Annotated in this window: 14 protein-coding genes; 6 read left to right on the top strand and 8 right to left on the bottom strand. The window is 58.1% G+C overall.

Translation table 11 applies throughout. The features are described 5' to 3' along the window. Positions 1-3 precede the first annotated feature (3 nt). Positions 4-393, bottom strand: a complete 390-nt coding sequence (locus tag KZJ38_RS16100; RefSeq protein WP_219797126.1) for a GtrA family protein — start codon at positions 391-393, stop codon at positions 4-6. Then, positions 386-1,354 carry a glycosyltransferase family 2 protein gene (locus tag KZJ38_RS16095; protein ID WP_219797124.1) on the bottom strand — a complete coding sequence of 323 codons (969 nt, stop codon included), beginning with the start codon at positions 1,352-1,354 and terminating at the stop codon, positions 386-388. Before KZJ38_RS16095 ends, KZJ38_RS16100 begins: the two co-directional genes overlap by 8 nt. 236 nt (positions 1,355-1,590) lie before the next feature. Between KZJ38_RS16095 and KZJ38_RS16090 the strand changes: the two genes are divergently transcribed. Continuing rightward, positions 1,591-3,015 carry an O-antigen ligase family protein gene (locus tag KZJ38_RS16090; RefSeq protein WP_219797122.1) on the top strand — a complete coding sequence of 475 codons (1,425 nt, stop codon included), beginning with the start codon at positions 1,591-1,593 and terminating at the stop codon, positions 3,013-3,015. Between the two features lie 517 nt (positions 3,016-3,532). Here KZJ38_RS16090 and KZJ38_RS16085 read toward each other — a convergent pair. Next, on the bottom strand, positions 3,533-4,108 hold the full coding sequence (locus KZJ38_RS16085) for a hypothetical protein (RefSeq protein ID WP_219797120.1): 576 nt from the start codon (positions 4,106-4,108) through the stop codon (positions 3,533-3,535). 1,862 nt (positions 4,109-5,970) lie between these two features. On the opposite strand from KZJ38_RS16085, the gene KZJ38_RS16080 reads away from it, so the two are divergent. Then, positions 5,971-6,447, top strand: coding sequence for a hypothetical protein (locus KZJ38_RS16080; RefSeq protein WP_219797119.1), 477 nt, complete (start codon positions 5,971-5,973; stop codon positions 6,445-6,447). Positions 6,448-6,656: 209 nt separating this feature from the next. Here the strand turns inward: KZJ38_RS16080 and KZJ38_RS16075 are convergent, their stop codons facing one another. Next, positions 6,657-6,878, bottom strand: coding sequence for a hypothetical protein (locus KZJ38_RS16075; RefSeq protein ID WP_246641500.1), 222 nt, complete (start codon positions 6,876-6,878; stop codon positions 6,657-6,659). Positions 6,879-7,002: 124 nt separating this feature from the next. Here KZJ38_RS16075 and KZJ38_RS16070 point away from each other — a divergent pair, with 124 nt between their 5' ends. After that, complete coding sequence (locus KZJ38_RS16070) at positions 7,003-7,611, top strand: hypothetical protein (protein ID WP_246641499.1); 609 nt, start codon at positions 7,003-7,005, stop codon at positions 7,609-7,611. Between the two features lie 663 nt (positions 7,612-8,274). Here the strand turns inward: KZJ38_RS16070 and KZJ38_RS16065 are convergent. The 3 genes from KZJ38_RS16065 to KZJ38_RS16055 form a co-directional block, all read right to left on the bottom strand. Next, positions 8,275-8,577, bottom strand: a complete 303-nt coding sequence (locus tag KZJ38_RS16065; protein WP_219797117.1) for a hypothetical protein — start codon at positions 8,575-8,577, stop codon at positions 8,275-8,277. 194 nt (positions 8,578-8,771) lie between these two features. Further along, positions 8,772-9,143 carry a hypothetical protein gene (locus KZJ38_RS16060; protein WP_219797116.1) on the bottom strand — a complete coding sequence of 124 codons (372 nt, stop codon included), beginning with the start codon at positions 9,141-9,143 and terminating at the stop codon, positions 8,772-8,774. Positions 9,144-9,164: 21 nt separating this feature from the next. After that, positions 9,165-10,241 carry an integrase domain-containing protein gene (locus KZJ38_RS16055; RefSeq protein ID WP_246641498.1) on the bottom strand — a complete coding sequence of 359 codons (1,077 nt, stop codon included), beginning with the start codon at positions 10,239-10,241 and terminating at the stop codon, positions 9,165-9,167. Between the two features lie 1,617 nt (positions 10,242-11,858). On the opposite strand from KZJ38_RS16055, the gene KZJ38_RS16050 reads away from it, so the two are divergent. From KZJ38_RS16050 to KZJ38_RS16040, 3 genes are all read left to right on the top strand, one after another. Beyond that, positions 11,859-12,242 (top strand): DUF3331 domain-containing protein, encoded by a 384-nt coding sequence (locus KZJ38_RS16050; protein ID WP_246641497.1) that lies wholly within the window; start codon positions 11,859-11,861, stop codon positions 12,240-12,242. Between the two features lie 109 nt (positions 12,243-12,351). Beyond that, positions 12,352-12,705, top strand: coding sequence for a BON domain-containing protein (locus tag KZJ38_RS16045; RefSeq protein WP_219797112.1), 354 nt, complete (start codon positions 12,352-12,354; stop codon positions 12,703-12,705). 442 nt (positions 12,706-13,147) lie between these two features. After that, positions 13,148-13,543 (top strand): response regulator transcription factor, encoded by a 396-nt coding sequence (locus KZJ38_RS16040; RefSeq protein ID WP_246641496.1) that lies wholly within the window; start codon positions 13,148-13,150, stop codon positions 13,541-13,543. An 83-nt stretch (positions 13,544-13,626) separates the two neighbouring features. On the opposite strand, the gene KZJ38_RS16035 is transcribed toward KZJ38_RS16040, so the two are convergent. Then, the gene (locus tag KZJ38_RS16035) at positions 13,627-14,304 is read right to left on the bottom strand and encodes a response regulator transcription factor (RefSeq protein WP_219797111.1); all 678 of its coding nucleotides are present in this window, start codon (positions 14,302-14,304) and stop codon (positions 13,627-13,629) included. Positions 14,305-14,408 lie beyond the last annotated feature (104 nt).

The following is a 14,408-nucleotide window of genomic DNA, read 5'->3' as shown; positions in this document are numbered from 1 at the left end:
CTTTTAATGCCCCGGTTTATAGACCCAATGCCGGGCCACCAGAAAATTGAAAACCAGCCCTGCGAGCGAACCTGCCGCCACCCCGAACAATGGCAATAGCGCATTTTTCGGCAGTACCGCGATCGCCGCGCAATACGCGCCGTAGTTGACGAGCCCGCCGCCGCACATCGCCAGCAGATAGCGGCCACCTTCACGCCAGATCGAACCGTCTTTCACGGGCGTGAACGTAAAGCGCCGGTTCAACTGCCACGTCGTATAGACGGCGGCCAGAAACGACACCGCCCGCCCGAGGTAATACCCGGCGCCCAGATGCAGACACAGATAAAGCACCGAAGCATCGACCACGAACCCCACCGTGCCGACGATGACGAACCGCAAGAGCTGACTATTCATTCAGTAACGACGCCGGTTGCCGGAGCGCGTTCGATGGAGCGGGCACGCTCAGATACGCAAATCGCTTTGCCTCCGCGCGCCCGCGTGTGACGGTATCGAGCACGAGCCCGCAGACGAGCAGCAAGGTACCGAACAGCATCAGCGCGGCACACAGCAGGGCGGTCGGCAGCCGCGGCACGAGCCCGGTTTCGACGTAGGTTTCGAAGACCGGCACCGCAAGCAGGATCGACGCAAGCGCGCACACGGCGAATCCGATCGAAAAGAACAGCAAGGGTTTTTCGATTTTGAACAGACGCAGAATCATCAACAGAATGCGAATGCCGTCGCGATACGTATTGAGTTTGCTCGCCGAGCCCTCGGGCCGTGACCGGTAAGCGGTGCTGATTTCGGCGACCGGCATGCGCAATTCGAGCGCATGCACGGCGAGTTCAGTCTCGATCTCGAAGCCGGTCGAATGCGCGGGAAACGACTTCACGAAGCGGCGCGAGAAAATCCGGTACCCGGACAGCATGTCGGAAAACGAATTGCCGAAAATGCGCGCCGCGAAACGCGTGAGCAGCACATTGCCGAAGCGATGGCCGCGCCGGTACGCGAGTTCTTCATCGGAAACGCGCGCGCCGACCACCATATCGAGGTCTTCGTCGATCAGCCGGTCGATAAACGCAGGCGCGTCGGCGGCTTCGTAGGTATCGTCGCCGTCGACGAGCACATACACGTGCGCTTCGACATCGGCGAACATGCGCCGCACGACGTTGCCTTTACCCTGGTAGGCCACGCGCCGCACGATCGCGCCGGCCTTCGACGCGCGCTCGACCGTAAGGTCCGACGAATTATTGTCGAACACATAGATACGGGCGCCGGGCAACTGCGCTGCGAAGTCCCGCACGACGGCCTCGATCGTCGCTTCTTCGTTGTAGCAAGGGATCAGAACGGCGACATGGGCCGCGGAAATATTTTTCATTGAGTGATTGACGTCGGCGGCAGACGCAGCGCCTTCGGACAAACCGCGGCGGCTTCCGCTTCGCTAAAAAGGAGCACGGCGTGCAAGCGGGCGTCATTTTCTCATGAGTCCGTGCGCACACGAAATCGCGTCATTCTGACCGCACGTGTCAGGCGATTTCGGTATGCACGACACACATTCGTCGCGCATATCACGTAATATCGTCCCCGGCCCACCTGTCCGAGGAAAAATTTACCGTGAACCTGAGACTTAGATCGTGGGCCGGGGAAGTGCTATCGGCTTTTTGCGCCGTGCTTCTGTTCGTCGTGATGTTCGATCATATGATGGCGATCAAATTCGCCGCGATCGGTGTCGTGGTCGCGATCACCGTCTTTCTCGTTGTTCAATCGCTCGTGCACGCGCCGGGCGAGATCCGCTTTCCCCTGTTGCTACCGCTCGGCCTGTGGGCCGGATGGGCGCTGCTGTCCACCGTCTGGAGTGTCGACCCGCAAGCCACCCTGCATGCGTGGCTCGACGAAATCGCCTATCCGGGCGTGTGCTTTTTCGCGTTCTGGCTGCTCGGGCGCGAGGCCGTGCATCAGCGGCGCATGCAGGCCGCGTCGTGGCTCGCGTGCGGCGCGCTGGCGGTCGCGAGTGTCGTCGGCTTTCATTTTCTCGATCCCGCTGCACCGAAACCGGGCCTGCTGCACTTCTACGCGCGCGTCGGCCACACGAGCACGGTCGCGCTCATGGCGATTTCCGTATTCGCCGCGAAGGCGGCGGTGCGCAAGACGCGGCTGCTCGGTGTCGTCGGTATTCTCTTTTGTATCGTGATCGGCGCGGCGACGCTGAACCGCTTCTTCTGGATCGCGCTGGCGGTCGTCTGCATCGTGTTGCTGTGGCCGCGCGCGGGCGGCGCGCGGGAATCGCGGCGCCGCGCGTATCTGATGCTCGGCGCGCTGCTGATGGCCATCGCTTGCGCGACGCTGCTGAGCAACCGGGTACGCTTGACGGCGCTCGTGCCGGCAGCGATCGCTCAAGGCAGCGGCGCGGGTGTGATGCAGGGACCTGCCCATGCGTCTTCGTCTGCCGAATCGAAGCGCGTTGTAAACACCGGAGTGCCGCCGAATCTGTTCGAACGCCTGGACCATCTGGGCGGCATCGACGTGGCGACGTCCCACGACACGCGTCCGAAAATCTGGGCATTCTATGCAGGCCAAGTGCATCAGCATCCGTGGCTCGGCGTCGGCTTTGGCAAACCGCTGCCCGCGCTTGCCTATGGGCGCCTCGTTCCCGCTGCGCTATACAGGCTTGACGAGAACGTAAAGACGCACGCGCATAACCTGTTTCTGAACACGCTTTTGCAAACCGGTGTGATCGGTCTCGCGCTGCAGCTCGTGCTGTTCGCGAGCATCGGCCGGCGCTTCTACGCGTTGCGCGTCACGCGCCCGATGCTGTGCCGGGCAGGGCTGGCGCTTCTGTTCGGCATGCTCGCGAAAAATATGACGGACGACTTCATGTGGCAGTCGACTGTGTTGATGTTCTGGGCATGTTGCGGCTGGCTGCTCGGCCAGTGCGAATCCCTATCCAGCGAGTTTGCGCACCGCCGGGCACTTGGGTGGCGTTCGGCCCCGGACATACGCGACGTGTGGTCGCCACCAGCGAGCGGACAGTACCGGTAAGGCGGCGCGGACAGACCTGATGACGGTTTCGTCTGACCCGCCTTTGCTTCATGACTTCATGAATAGGCCATGTACTGCTTTGTGACGGGCATTTTCTCGAAAGCTTTCAGGTGGTCCGGGAAAGGTGCGACTTGCATTGCCACAGGTCGGCCCGTTCGTTGTTTCTAAAATGAATGTCAGGCCTTATTGCAATCGCGCCCACGACACCCACATCCGCGGCACCCCGTCGCCGATAAGCACAAAGAGCATGAGGCGGCTATGCGACCTGGTGGCGGCTGGCTTGTTAGATTCAAGCCAACCTGTCGAAAGTGTGGGATGAGACTGGGGCGGGTCGAATTCACACCTTACACACGTGTGACCTTGTAACCAGTTGATTTATAAGGGGTGGCCTGACCGGGAGGCCGTCAACCGGTTGACGGCTGAATTCCGCATGTGCCAATAATTAGCGCGAAAACAGCCATTTGTTATCGGCGACTGCACAATCGCTGGCCAGTAGTTGTGTGGCCGATGTTGCACTCTACCGGACAATATTCGATCGCTTGCGACGGCGAAGCTGGGAGACCTCTAGACTCAAACACGCTTCGACCATCGCCCGGATATTCGGCAATGAGGTGATCAGAAGATCCATGTCAGGTGAGTCAATTCGTAAATGGCGAGGTCCTCTCGATCCGGTGATGACCTCCACTGACGTCGTTGGAAATTTTTCCAGGGCGGTATGTCCCGCGCACAGCCTGGTGAAAATCTCATCGGGCGTGAGGCGCAAATGCAATAGCTTGTTGGCATTTGACACGATTGCGGCAGCACCTTTGGATTCGACTAGCTTCGCCAATGCGCGAGCCATCCGCGCGCTCGGCATCCCGGCTTCCAGAAAAAGGTCTAGCACCGGCCGCGGCAAATTTGCGGCCGATATCGCGCGTGACACGGACGCGGCAGATACATGAAGGGCGTGAGCCAGTTTTTTCTGAGAACCCCAAAGCTGGCGCGCTAACGCTATTCGGTAAAATTCGCCAAGCTCAGTGGGATGAGCTTTTCTCTCAAGCATTTCTTTGTGCAGCCTGGTTGCGGATTCCGCGTTTAACGCCTCGTCCGTCAATGCGGAAGCAACTCCACGATATACACCACGCGCGCTTCTCAAGGAACTCACAGTAGTGTCAATCGGCTGATGGCACTCGGGGCACATCCGGACACCATACGACTGTTTAAACATGCGATCGGACATCCAGGGTCGGTTTGTGTTGAAGGGCAGAGCGAAGTTAGTTTTTAGCATATAAGCGTTTCGAGTTCGTCCTCAAAAGCTATGCGTTTTTACGCGTCATTTTGGGTTAAGGCCGTCAACCGGTTGACGGCACTTTCCGGCCGCACCATGCCTGGCCGATACGGAATCTTGAGGGGATCCCTCAGCAGGAAAGCAGGCCTGATAGTCGTCGTTGCTGACGAGTATTAGAGTACTAGCGCCAATTCACGTGGTTAGCAGGCAGGATTTGTGCTGATACCGTGCTTCTCGCTAGCCGTTTGATAGCGTTTTGAGGAAAGCCGACATGAATATCAGCTTGCGCGATCAACATTGTTGCTCAGAGCAACCTGATCCGGATCAGGTTGCTTTTTTGGGATAGTCTGACACGGATTTGAAGATAAGTTATTGATTTTGCGTGATATGTTGAGGTCCATAGGAGCTGTGCAAGCACGTCTAAGGTGTGAAACGCGTGAATCGGTTTAAACGCGCTCTAGCGTGCCGATCGACACTGGACGACACCCGCCATTAGCTCTCGACTTGCTAAAAAGGGCCGACTGATGGCTCGATCGCTTGGTTCTGTGCCAGATCGAGTGCCCGGTACACAGGGTGTCTGGCGACACGGCGGCGGTTGTAGTTGAGCCAGACAACATGGTAAAAAACGCACCGCGCGGAGCGGCGAGCCCTGCACAGCCACATGACAGGGCGAAAGCTATAGCGATTTGTCGATGTTTCGGGTATTTGGTCCCGACATGGAACCATATACTGGCCTTGTCTTCCCCGCGCCACTGGCGCATCGATCGAGCGTGTCTGGGCGTTGGCACGCCCAGAAATCCGCAATGGATTTGTCCACAGCCGACGGTACATCCGTCTATTCCGTGCCGCCGGTGACACGATTGCCGCGACATCCCTCGTCATTGGCGGTGTTGCGGCGCGGAAGCTTCGCAGGGCAGGCGATTTCCTGATGGAATAGACCGGCTTCAGCAGCCCTGTATATCGCCGCGCGACCATACTCGCCGATTCCCAAGTGTGCGGTAGGACGATCAGCTATCCATAGCCCGCTGCACCTTACGTCGCAGTGGACGTGCACGATAAGTGTCTTCCCGATTGACCCGTTCCCGTTGCCGGCGTTCGCCGGTTTTGTCAAACATCGAGCGCTGCACAGCCTGCGGGCTCGTCGCGCAGCATCCTTTTGTGAGGTCATCCATGAATCAGTAACCACGCTGGACTTCCGAGATCGGCGATGTAAGGCGGTTATCTCATCTCCAATTTCGCATGATCCGGTCGTCACCCGCGCCGATATGACGCGTCTGATGTCTGTCTAAGAGGTTCCTGTTCGGACAGGCGCTGGACCGTTCCGTTTCCTGAAAACTGAGTCGGGTGCCCACGAGTGAGTGCGGAAAACGCAAATGCGCTTCCCATGCTCGCAGTGTTCAGCGACTTTTCCGAGTTGATCAGGCTTCGCAAGGCGCGACGTCCGATTTTTTGATCGACCGCGGCTAGACGTATAGGCCGTCCACATCTGGCGAGGTGTCCCGTAAGGGCACCTCGCTTTTTCTTTTTATGAGGGAAGTAATGCGGAAACTTCTTAGCGTGCTCGACTCCGGGCCCCGCCACGCGGATGCTGCAACCGACGCCAGGATTGTCGGTCACGCATTCACCGAAGTCAGCGACTGGCGCGGTGCAAGTGCTGGCAACGACCCTGAACACCGGTAGGAGGACGAATGGAATTTGTCGATGTAGTGGTCGAATATCCGTCGGGACTGACGATTACTGACCGGGCGAATCTTGCGCGTGATAAGGGGCATGTCTATCCCTCGGCAAAACTGGTGACCGCGATGTTCATTCTGAGTCGCGTGGAAGCAAGTGCCGCAGCATCCGCGCTAGTTGACGGAAACATCGTGCAGCTGGACCGGCAGCCCGAGGGATACTTCACGATTGGCAGGACATTGACGCCAGCGAAACCGGTCAGCATGCTAGGCCGGATTTTGCGGCCGTTTCTGGATCCGACGGACGATCAGAGGCAGCAGTTCGGCAGGTTCTGTCACGCAATGTGCGCTTCTGCATTTCTGGGCGCGGCGGGGCTATGGTATGCCACCGATGTCTGGACACGGGAAAACCTGAGGCTGGAGATCAGCCTGGTCATTGCTGTTGTGATAACTTTTGTTCGGGGCATGCTTTCCATGAGGAAGGGAGATTGAGCATGGATGTCAGTTTTTTTGTGCTTGGCGTCACGTTCGCCATGGCTGCAATCGGTGCACTGATGGACCGCAATGCCGGCAAGGGTCGCGAGCGTCGGTATGTTCGTTTACCGCGATAGCAGAAGTTCTTTTCTGGGCCGGTAATCCGGTCAGATCATCGAGGCCGCATCTTCGGATGCGGCCTTTTGTTTTGTGCTTCGCCTGGATATTTACTGTGATAAAGGCTTGGTTAATGCACCAACATACCTCTGCTCGATATGAAGGTCCATTTTTCCTTCGCTCACGTTCGCGGGTGGGGCGCGTTCATTCCATTCGCTCCTTCGTGATGGTTGTCGCCGGATGATTGTCGGCAGCCGGCTGCTCTGCTTATCGCTGGCTGTGCGATGGCGGTAGCTTTCAACGTTCATCTCGAAGATCGTCGTCTGATGCATGCTGCCCGCGTCTAGTCGGATCAGCCGGTTCCTGTTCGATGGCACGCGCGGCCTGATAAACAGCGCTCACGACGGGCCGACGCGACGCGCCGGCCGCTCACCCATTCACACAAGGAAAGTCGAGATGCACGCTGTCCACGATTATCGTTATGTCATTACCTGTAGCAGTCTACCGCGCGCGTTCAAGACCGAGTTCCGCAAGCTTGTCCGGTCACGTATCGGGAAAGGATTTGATCCGCGCACTGGGGCCACCTTTCTCATTTCCAACGAAAAGCAGTGCCGTCGGGTCGCAATTCTGCTTCATGGTTTCCAGGTCCTCCGTGCAGGCGGCTTCGCTCCACAGACGCCCTGGAACTTCCGGAGCAAGCACCTCCACTATCTGATAGGCCGCTGGTTGTCGGAAGGCGTAGACGGCCAAGAACTCACCGACCGCATCACGCATTTGCGTTTATTCGTGCGTTGGATCGGCAAATATGCTCTGCTTGACGAGCTAAAAATCTATGCAGTCGGTGCGGGCGCTGGCGATTCGTCCGCTAGGACCGGCCACCTGGCCTCCGGCATTGACATCCCACTGTTAACGCGAGAGAAGGTAATGGAGACACTCTACGAGCAACGAGGGGATCTCAGAAAAACTGCACGGGCACTTGGGACCTCGACCCGAATGGTGTCTCTCGCCGTGTCAGAGGGGCAGCCGTTTTCGGGACTACCGCCGGGGCTTTCCATCCTGCCGTAACGTCGTCGACACTGATCAGACATCTTCGACATATATCCATTGCGTTTTAACATCGTAAATTAATAAGCGAAGCGAAAATGTCATGATGGTCATCGCGTCCGCGACATCCTGTTACTGTTAGTCAGTGGCCGGGTGTCCGAGTTCATGACATCAGGAGCTCGGACGGGTCAGTGATCGTGAGCCAACGCAGATACGCTATGGGAAACGAAAAAGAAAACATCCCGTCTCTGCGGTTGGCTGCAGGTGCAGTGCCATGTCGCCTGACTGCGAGCTGTGGTCGAGCGCAAAAGCCGCGCAATCTTGTGCGGCTTTTCGCCCCTAAACGCGCGACTCGGCAAATAAACTGGGACAACTCTCAGCCGATGACCTCTAGAACGCCGGGCGAAGGATATCTGCCCACCGCGGTGGGGTTCGGTTTTCCTTAGCGCGCCGCAGAGCTTGTCAGGGTTTCTTGACTTTGCGTTCGGGCCGGTAGGCTGGTTTTACGTTAACCAGAAAGGAGAACCAGCATGACGATCATAGGGCCAATGGCCGGCGCCATGGCTTTTTTCGGTCTGTTTCCGCGAGCGGACTGCGCAACTATGTGCGTCTGACGCTGACGCCGCGGAACCTGTGCCATCCGAAATGCGGGGCGCGCATGGGGAGACGCTGGTGTTGGCTGGGCTACGTCGGTGCCTCGCGCGACTTTGCGGTGACGACCACCGCATTTTTGACGGCATCGTCCTTAATCACGCACCGGGTGAAACGCTCCCGACTGCTGAAGTGGATCATCGGGATCATCGGGCGGTTACGCCTTTCGGAGTTTTTGATTGAAACAAAGCACTGGGCCGGCCGAGTCAGGCGCGGCGACGAGCGCGATACACTTATTCTCGAGACGAACGATGGGTGGAGCGTCATTCGCACCTCACCGCTGAAGCAGGATGCGACGAAGATACGCTTCATCCATTCGCTGTCGCTGCCCAGCATGTTTACGGTTGAGGGGCTAGGCGTGCTTCCCACGAGACAGTGTGCGTCGATCCGGCTTTGCGCTCGGCTCTGCTCGAACGTGGCGCGCTGTACCGGCATTTGCGCGTGCGTCAACAACACTTTGCCCGTGCGGGGACCACGCAACTACCCGTGTATGAAGTTACCGCGTGCCGATGCGAACATGCAATTCGAGATCAACGTATCCGGTCGTCAAGGGTCTTAACATAGCGGTATTTGCCACTCGATGTGTTTTCGATCCGGCGCCTTCTTACTGTTACCTGAAGCCCCGAGATAGAGGCAGGTGTGTGGCCTGCTTGCAGAAGCACTACCCGTATGGCTGCCAGGTCAATCAGCATGGTTTCGATATCGTCTTTGGGAAGGCGGTATGCGAGACAGGACAGGCATTCAGCCGGGATCGTCTTCAATGTTTCCGCGGCGCACTGATGTCCGGCAAGAATCGCTTCGAGGATGAACCATGCGGCGAGCGCACGATCGCGAACCATATCGTTAAACCCGCTTCTATCGAGAGCATCCAGAAACTGGCTTCTGAGAGATGACGTTTCCATTTTTATATTGTTTTCGCTTTGTTAAGAGTGCGAATGTTCGTCAGGATGCCGATTCGCCGGCTGGTCCGTTGCCTTTCCGATCGGATATCCGCTTAGCGTCGCGTGAAGCGACTTTGCATCCAGTCGTGCTATTGATCTCGGAGGACGGGGCGGCGCTGGTCGCAATTTATTGTCTTTTCTGGCAAGAGCAGGACATCCTTCAAACCGGTCCCTGATCGGCTGGCAGTAGTGGTTAAGAATCATCTGAGTCCTGCTACGACCGTGTCCTAAACACTCGCTAAGTTGAACCAGCGTTTCATAAGGTGACGTGCCACTTTCCAGCAACTCGTTAGCGCTCTCAAGCGCATAGGTATAGCGCAGTGCGTGAAAGCTTTTCTCGCCTGACATTCCGAGTCGTTGAATAAGAAACGTCAGCCGGCCCATGGAGCCTTCCAGGGTTGTGTTCTTTCCGTGGATGAGGCGAAAGTTGTGCTCTTCTGCATACGCCAATGCGGAAGTTATGATCTGTTGAGTCTGCTCGCGCCGGGCCTGGATGATTCGTACTTGTCTTGGCCGTCCATTCTTGGCACCTCTCATGACGCGCACCGTCGTATCTCCTCGCGCAAGCGCTTCAAGCCACATTGGCAGGTCGTAGGCGCACATCAATGCCTCCTTGCGCCTCAGGCCGAGAACGCGGGCGATTCCGACGATGTGCACGATGCCATCGTCGCTCGATCTTGCTCGCTCAAGAAAGAGTGCAATCTCAGCTTCTGTCAGCGCCCGCTTCCTGCCCTTGCGCTCCCGGCGGTCAATACCCAGGCTTCTATTTGTCGGGGCGGGGTGGACGTTTTTCGTTGCGACGGCATTGAGAACACGTATGGCGGAGAAGATGTTCGCGAGGGTACCGGGCGCCTTCCCCTGCGCGGCGCAGTATTGCGCATATAAATGGATTACCCATTCGGGGACGTCTTCCAGCGACGGGTACAGCTCGCCTATCTCGCGGGCAAATCGCAACAGGCCCGCTGAATCAAGTCGGCGGTTTCGTTGTGTGGCAAGGCTCCCGCCCGCCCGTTTGCTGCTGACTGCCGCCTTGTGGACTGCCTGCGTCATTACGCTCATTCTGGTTTTCCCGTAGTGCGGTGGGCGGTCGGAACGCCCACATGCCCGTTTCTCGGACTTCCTGAGTTTCCCCAGTGCACGCTCGTGTCTCGTGCGTCGGTGCGATGCTCCGCACATGCGTATCCGTATTGCCGCGGGGAGGGCGGCGTACGGTTTTACAGATAATGGTTAGCCCTCGACGTGGAATGCGTTGAGCTAGGGATCCGCTAGGGATAGCGCCTCGGGCTGACCGGTTCTGGCAAATGGACATGTGATGAATCACTGAGCTAATGACGGGCTGGCGTGTCAGGCGCGACACCCGACCCGATAGTTGAACTGACGTCTGCACGTCACAGAAGAGTTGACGAGATGGATAAGGTAGGACTGGAGCGACATTGAAAAGAGCAGGAAGCGGCGTGCAGCACGTGTTGGACGCGCCGGGCGAAAGGAAGTAGGGCGGGAAAGAACGCAGAATCAGGTTACGCGCTGATTTGCTGGTGAAAGCAACAGGAGAGTGTCGACGACTGACCGGTGTGTCGCCAGAAGAAACGCCTGGACAACCGGTTGCGTGTCAGGGAAGAAGGTTGAGATGCAAAGAGAGAGGGAGAGTCGAGGTGCGCTGCGGCCCGTCTGGGTGGGCCTGTCGACCAGATGGATTGCCGATCGGCGCACGCATCGGCGACTCATTTCGGGAAACGACGAAACTGTATGCCAGAAGCTGGCATAAGGTAGACCACAGAAATCTGAGCCGCGAACGCGGTGTCCAACAGATATGTCCAGCCGGTACGATGGCCGACGGACAGCAGGAAGCCAACTTTTAAGAAAAAGAAGCCCTTACCCGAAAAATCGGGTTTAATTTTCGATGCTCGTAACGTGAGCGCACGGTGTTCAAGCTTTCGACCACTGCGGCGTATTAGACCATATTCATACCACTGGTGCTACCAGCAGTTGCAGTTACTGCTTGCGAACCGGTGAAGGGCCTGTTTCTTCGTAGTTGACGACCAGTCTGTCTGCCGAGGTGGGCTCTCGTTCATTGATCGCCCCAGAATGGTGTGGTGACTCGCTGGACCGGGGCTGTCGAAAAATGCACGACGCGGCGTACATCGCCGCGCGTGAGCGACGCCTCAGAGAGCGCCTCGCGGAACTGGTAGCCGGCCATTGTGCGAGAGGTCGTGGTCGTAGCCGTACCGAACTGAAGTTACGCGTTATGCCCGACCGTCGACTTCGGTTACACGATGCGGACGGCGCCGGCACGCGATGTTCGTCGGCGCGCCGGAGGACACCTGTTCATGACCGTTGCAGCGTGTATTTTGCTAACGGGCAAGCCAGTTGTGGCGCCGCGACGGACTGTATAGCGCGACTGCGACATCTGGCTAAACCTTTGTATCATCCCGCTCAACTTTCGTGTAGCGCGATGTAACACGTAAGTGGAATGGTTCGTGTCCGGATATCGCGCTAATGTAGCGGGACCGCCTGATTGAAGTGGCCTTCGCGGATTGCAGCGCGCGAGGACCTCCACGAGCGACGATGGGGGACTGCTCGATGCACGCGAAACCGAGCCGGACCGATCCGTGGTCGCAGACGTTGTGTCTGCTCGATTCACTATCGTGTACGGAAGATCGATCATCGAGCCATGGCATGGCCTCGGCAGCAGGCAACCGGATTTCCGCCCGCCGCAGCGCGCGAAGGCGCGTTGCGGCGGTTGCCTGCGCGTCAGGCGAACGGGGAGCGCACATCCGGGTGCTCGAGCGGCCGACCAGCAGGACGGCCATTGTCACGTGGGGCGATCCGACCTCGTGCCATTACGGCGACCAGGTGTGGCGCGTTGCGCGAGCATCGATCGACGGCTATTGTGCACTAAGCGGACAGCAGATCCGGCGAGGGGATGTGGTCTATCGTCCATCGCACTATCGGCTTGCGCCGGCCAACGCCGGCTCGATGATGCTCGCCGCATGCGTGCTTGTCGCGCCGATCGGCGAGGAAGCCGGAGAGTCAGAGCTTGAAGTTGAAGCCACAGGTTGAAAACGAAGCGGGTTGAAGAAAAGAAGTCAACGAAGAAAGTCAGCAGCAAAGAAACGGGCGCCGTCGGCGCCCGGAAAACTAATCACCCTTGGCAACGATGGAGGTTCACGTGAATAAGCCGTTGAAGATGTTGGTCGGTACCAGTTTTGCCCTGATGTTGTCGTTCGGTTTCCAGGCCGCGCATGCGCAGGATGACACCGCGGCGTCCGCGCCCGCGGCGAAGCCGACCCATAAACAGAAGTGGCATGCCGATCACAAGCTGGAAGGGCAGGTGCGGCATGCACTGACGACGCACAAGATCGAGTCGTCCGATATCCGCATCGTGGCGCGGGGCGGCACGGTTACCCTCGATGGCACGGTCCAGGATCAGTCGCAGATCGCGCAAGCCGCGACCGTCGCGCAAGGCGTGACGGGCGTGAAGGCTGTGAAAAACAACCTGACCATGCACGAAGCAGGCAACTGATCCTGAGTTGAATCCAGCCGGCGGCTTCTGTCGACAAGCGCTGTTTCGGCAGAGCCGGCGGCCGGTCTTGCAGCGTGTTTTATCTGTCGTATCCGCTGCGGCGTGATTGCCCATTCAATGGCGCAAAATCGCTGTGATTCTTATTTACGACAGACACGCAGGTGGGCGCGAATTAATTGATGGAATTCGCGATCGAATTCGGTCCGCGCATAAAGCGGGTGAATAAGCGTGTGAATGCCGCTTTGCCGGATTATGCAATTTGAATAATGTTGACCGCTGCTTCGCGCCGGAGGTCGACTGCATGACGCGAGTCATCGATGTACCCCCGCCAATGGGCGGTTCTGCTATACGTTTGTATGATTTGCGGGCCGCATCCCGCAATCTATTCTCTTGAAAGCAAAGAGAAAAAGGCACGGCCTGGATCCGTAAATTTGCGGAGTTAGTGTCGAAACTCAGGGTCCGCCGCGTGGATACGTCCCATATTGTTAGCATAGTCGATGACGACGACGCGGTGCGTCTTGCCACCGTAAGCCTGATCCGTTCATTTGGTTGGGACGTCAACGATTTTGCGTCCGCAGAGGCATACCTCAATTCCGGCCGGGTGAATCAAACTTCGTTTCTGATTTCCGACATTCGTATGCCCGGAATGTCGGGCATTGAACTGCACGATTGCCTGTTAAAACAGGGCTGCGCGCCGCCGACCATTTTCATTACCGCATTTCCGACTGCCGTTCTGCATGCGCAGACCCAGGCGCAAGGCGCGTTGGCGCTGCTTGAAAAACCTGTCGACGCGAATGTGATCGCGCATTGGTTGACCACCGCGCTCGGTAATCCGTAACTCGTTGGCGCGCGGCATGGCAGCGATTCGCTTCGCACGTCAGCCCAAGCCGCAGCCGTACGTCGGGTGACGTGACGCGCGCGTCACGATGCGCGTTCACCATGCGTGCCGATGCCGATCGCTTCCGCCTTCCTGACGAGATCGGCCACCGAGCGCGCCTCCATCTTCTTCATCACCTGGCCGCGGTGAATCTTCACGGTGATTTCGGAGAGCTTCATTTCCGCGGCGATCTGCTTGTTCATGAGCCCGACCACCACATACTCCATGACCTGCTGTTCGCGCGGCGTCAGCGTGTTGTAGCACGAGCGTACCGATGCAACGGCGTGCTCGGCGTCGATGCGTTTCGCGTCCTGCGCAAGCGCATGCGCGACCGCATCGAGCATGTCCTGATCGCGAAAGGGTTTGGTAAAGAAGTCGAGTGCGCCGGCCTTCATTGCCTTGACCGACATCGCGATATCGCCATGCCCCGTCATAAAGACAATCGGAATGCGCATATCGCATTTGGCGGCTTCCTCCTGGAACGCGAGGCCGCTTTCGCCGCGTAACCGGACATCGAGCACAAGACAACTCGGCGCCTCGGACTTGGGGTAATCGAGAAACGCGCGCGAGGAGGCGAAGGTTTCCACGCGCAGGCCGACCGAGCGCAGCAACGCGCCCAGCGCGGTGCGCATCGCTTCGTCGTCGTCGACCACATAGACCACTGAAGGCGCCGCCTGCGCCGTCACTCCAGTCGAAGCTGAAATCCACTGCTGGGAATTCATGTGTCCCTCCAACTGCAGCGGGAGACCCTAACGCGTCCCGTTAGCCGCTGCCGGTTTTATCGATGTCAAGTTTGCATGCAGTATAGATACTAGTTGTTTCGCTT

This window comes from Paraburkholderia edwinii (assembly GCF_019428685.1).
GTDB classification, from domain to species: domain Bacteria; phylum Pseudomonadota; class Gammaproteobacteria; order Burkholderiales; family Burkholderiaceae; genus Paraburkholderia; species Paraburkholderia edwinii.
This window is presented reverse-complemented; position numbering and strand designations above follow the sequence as displayed.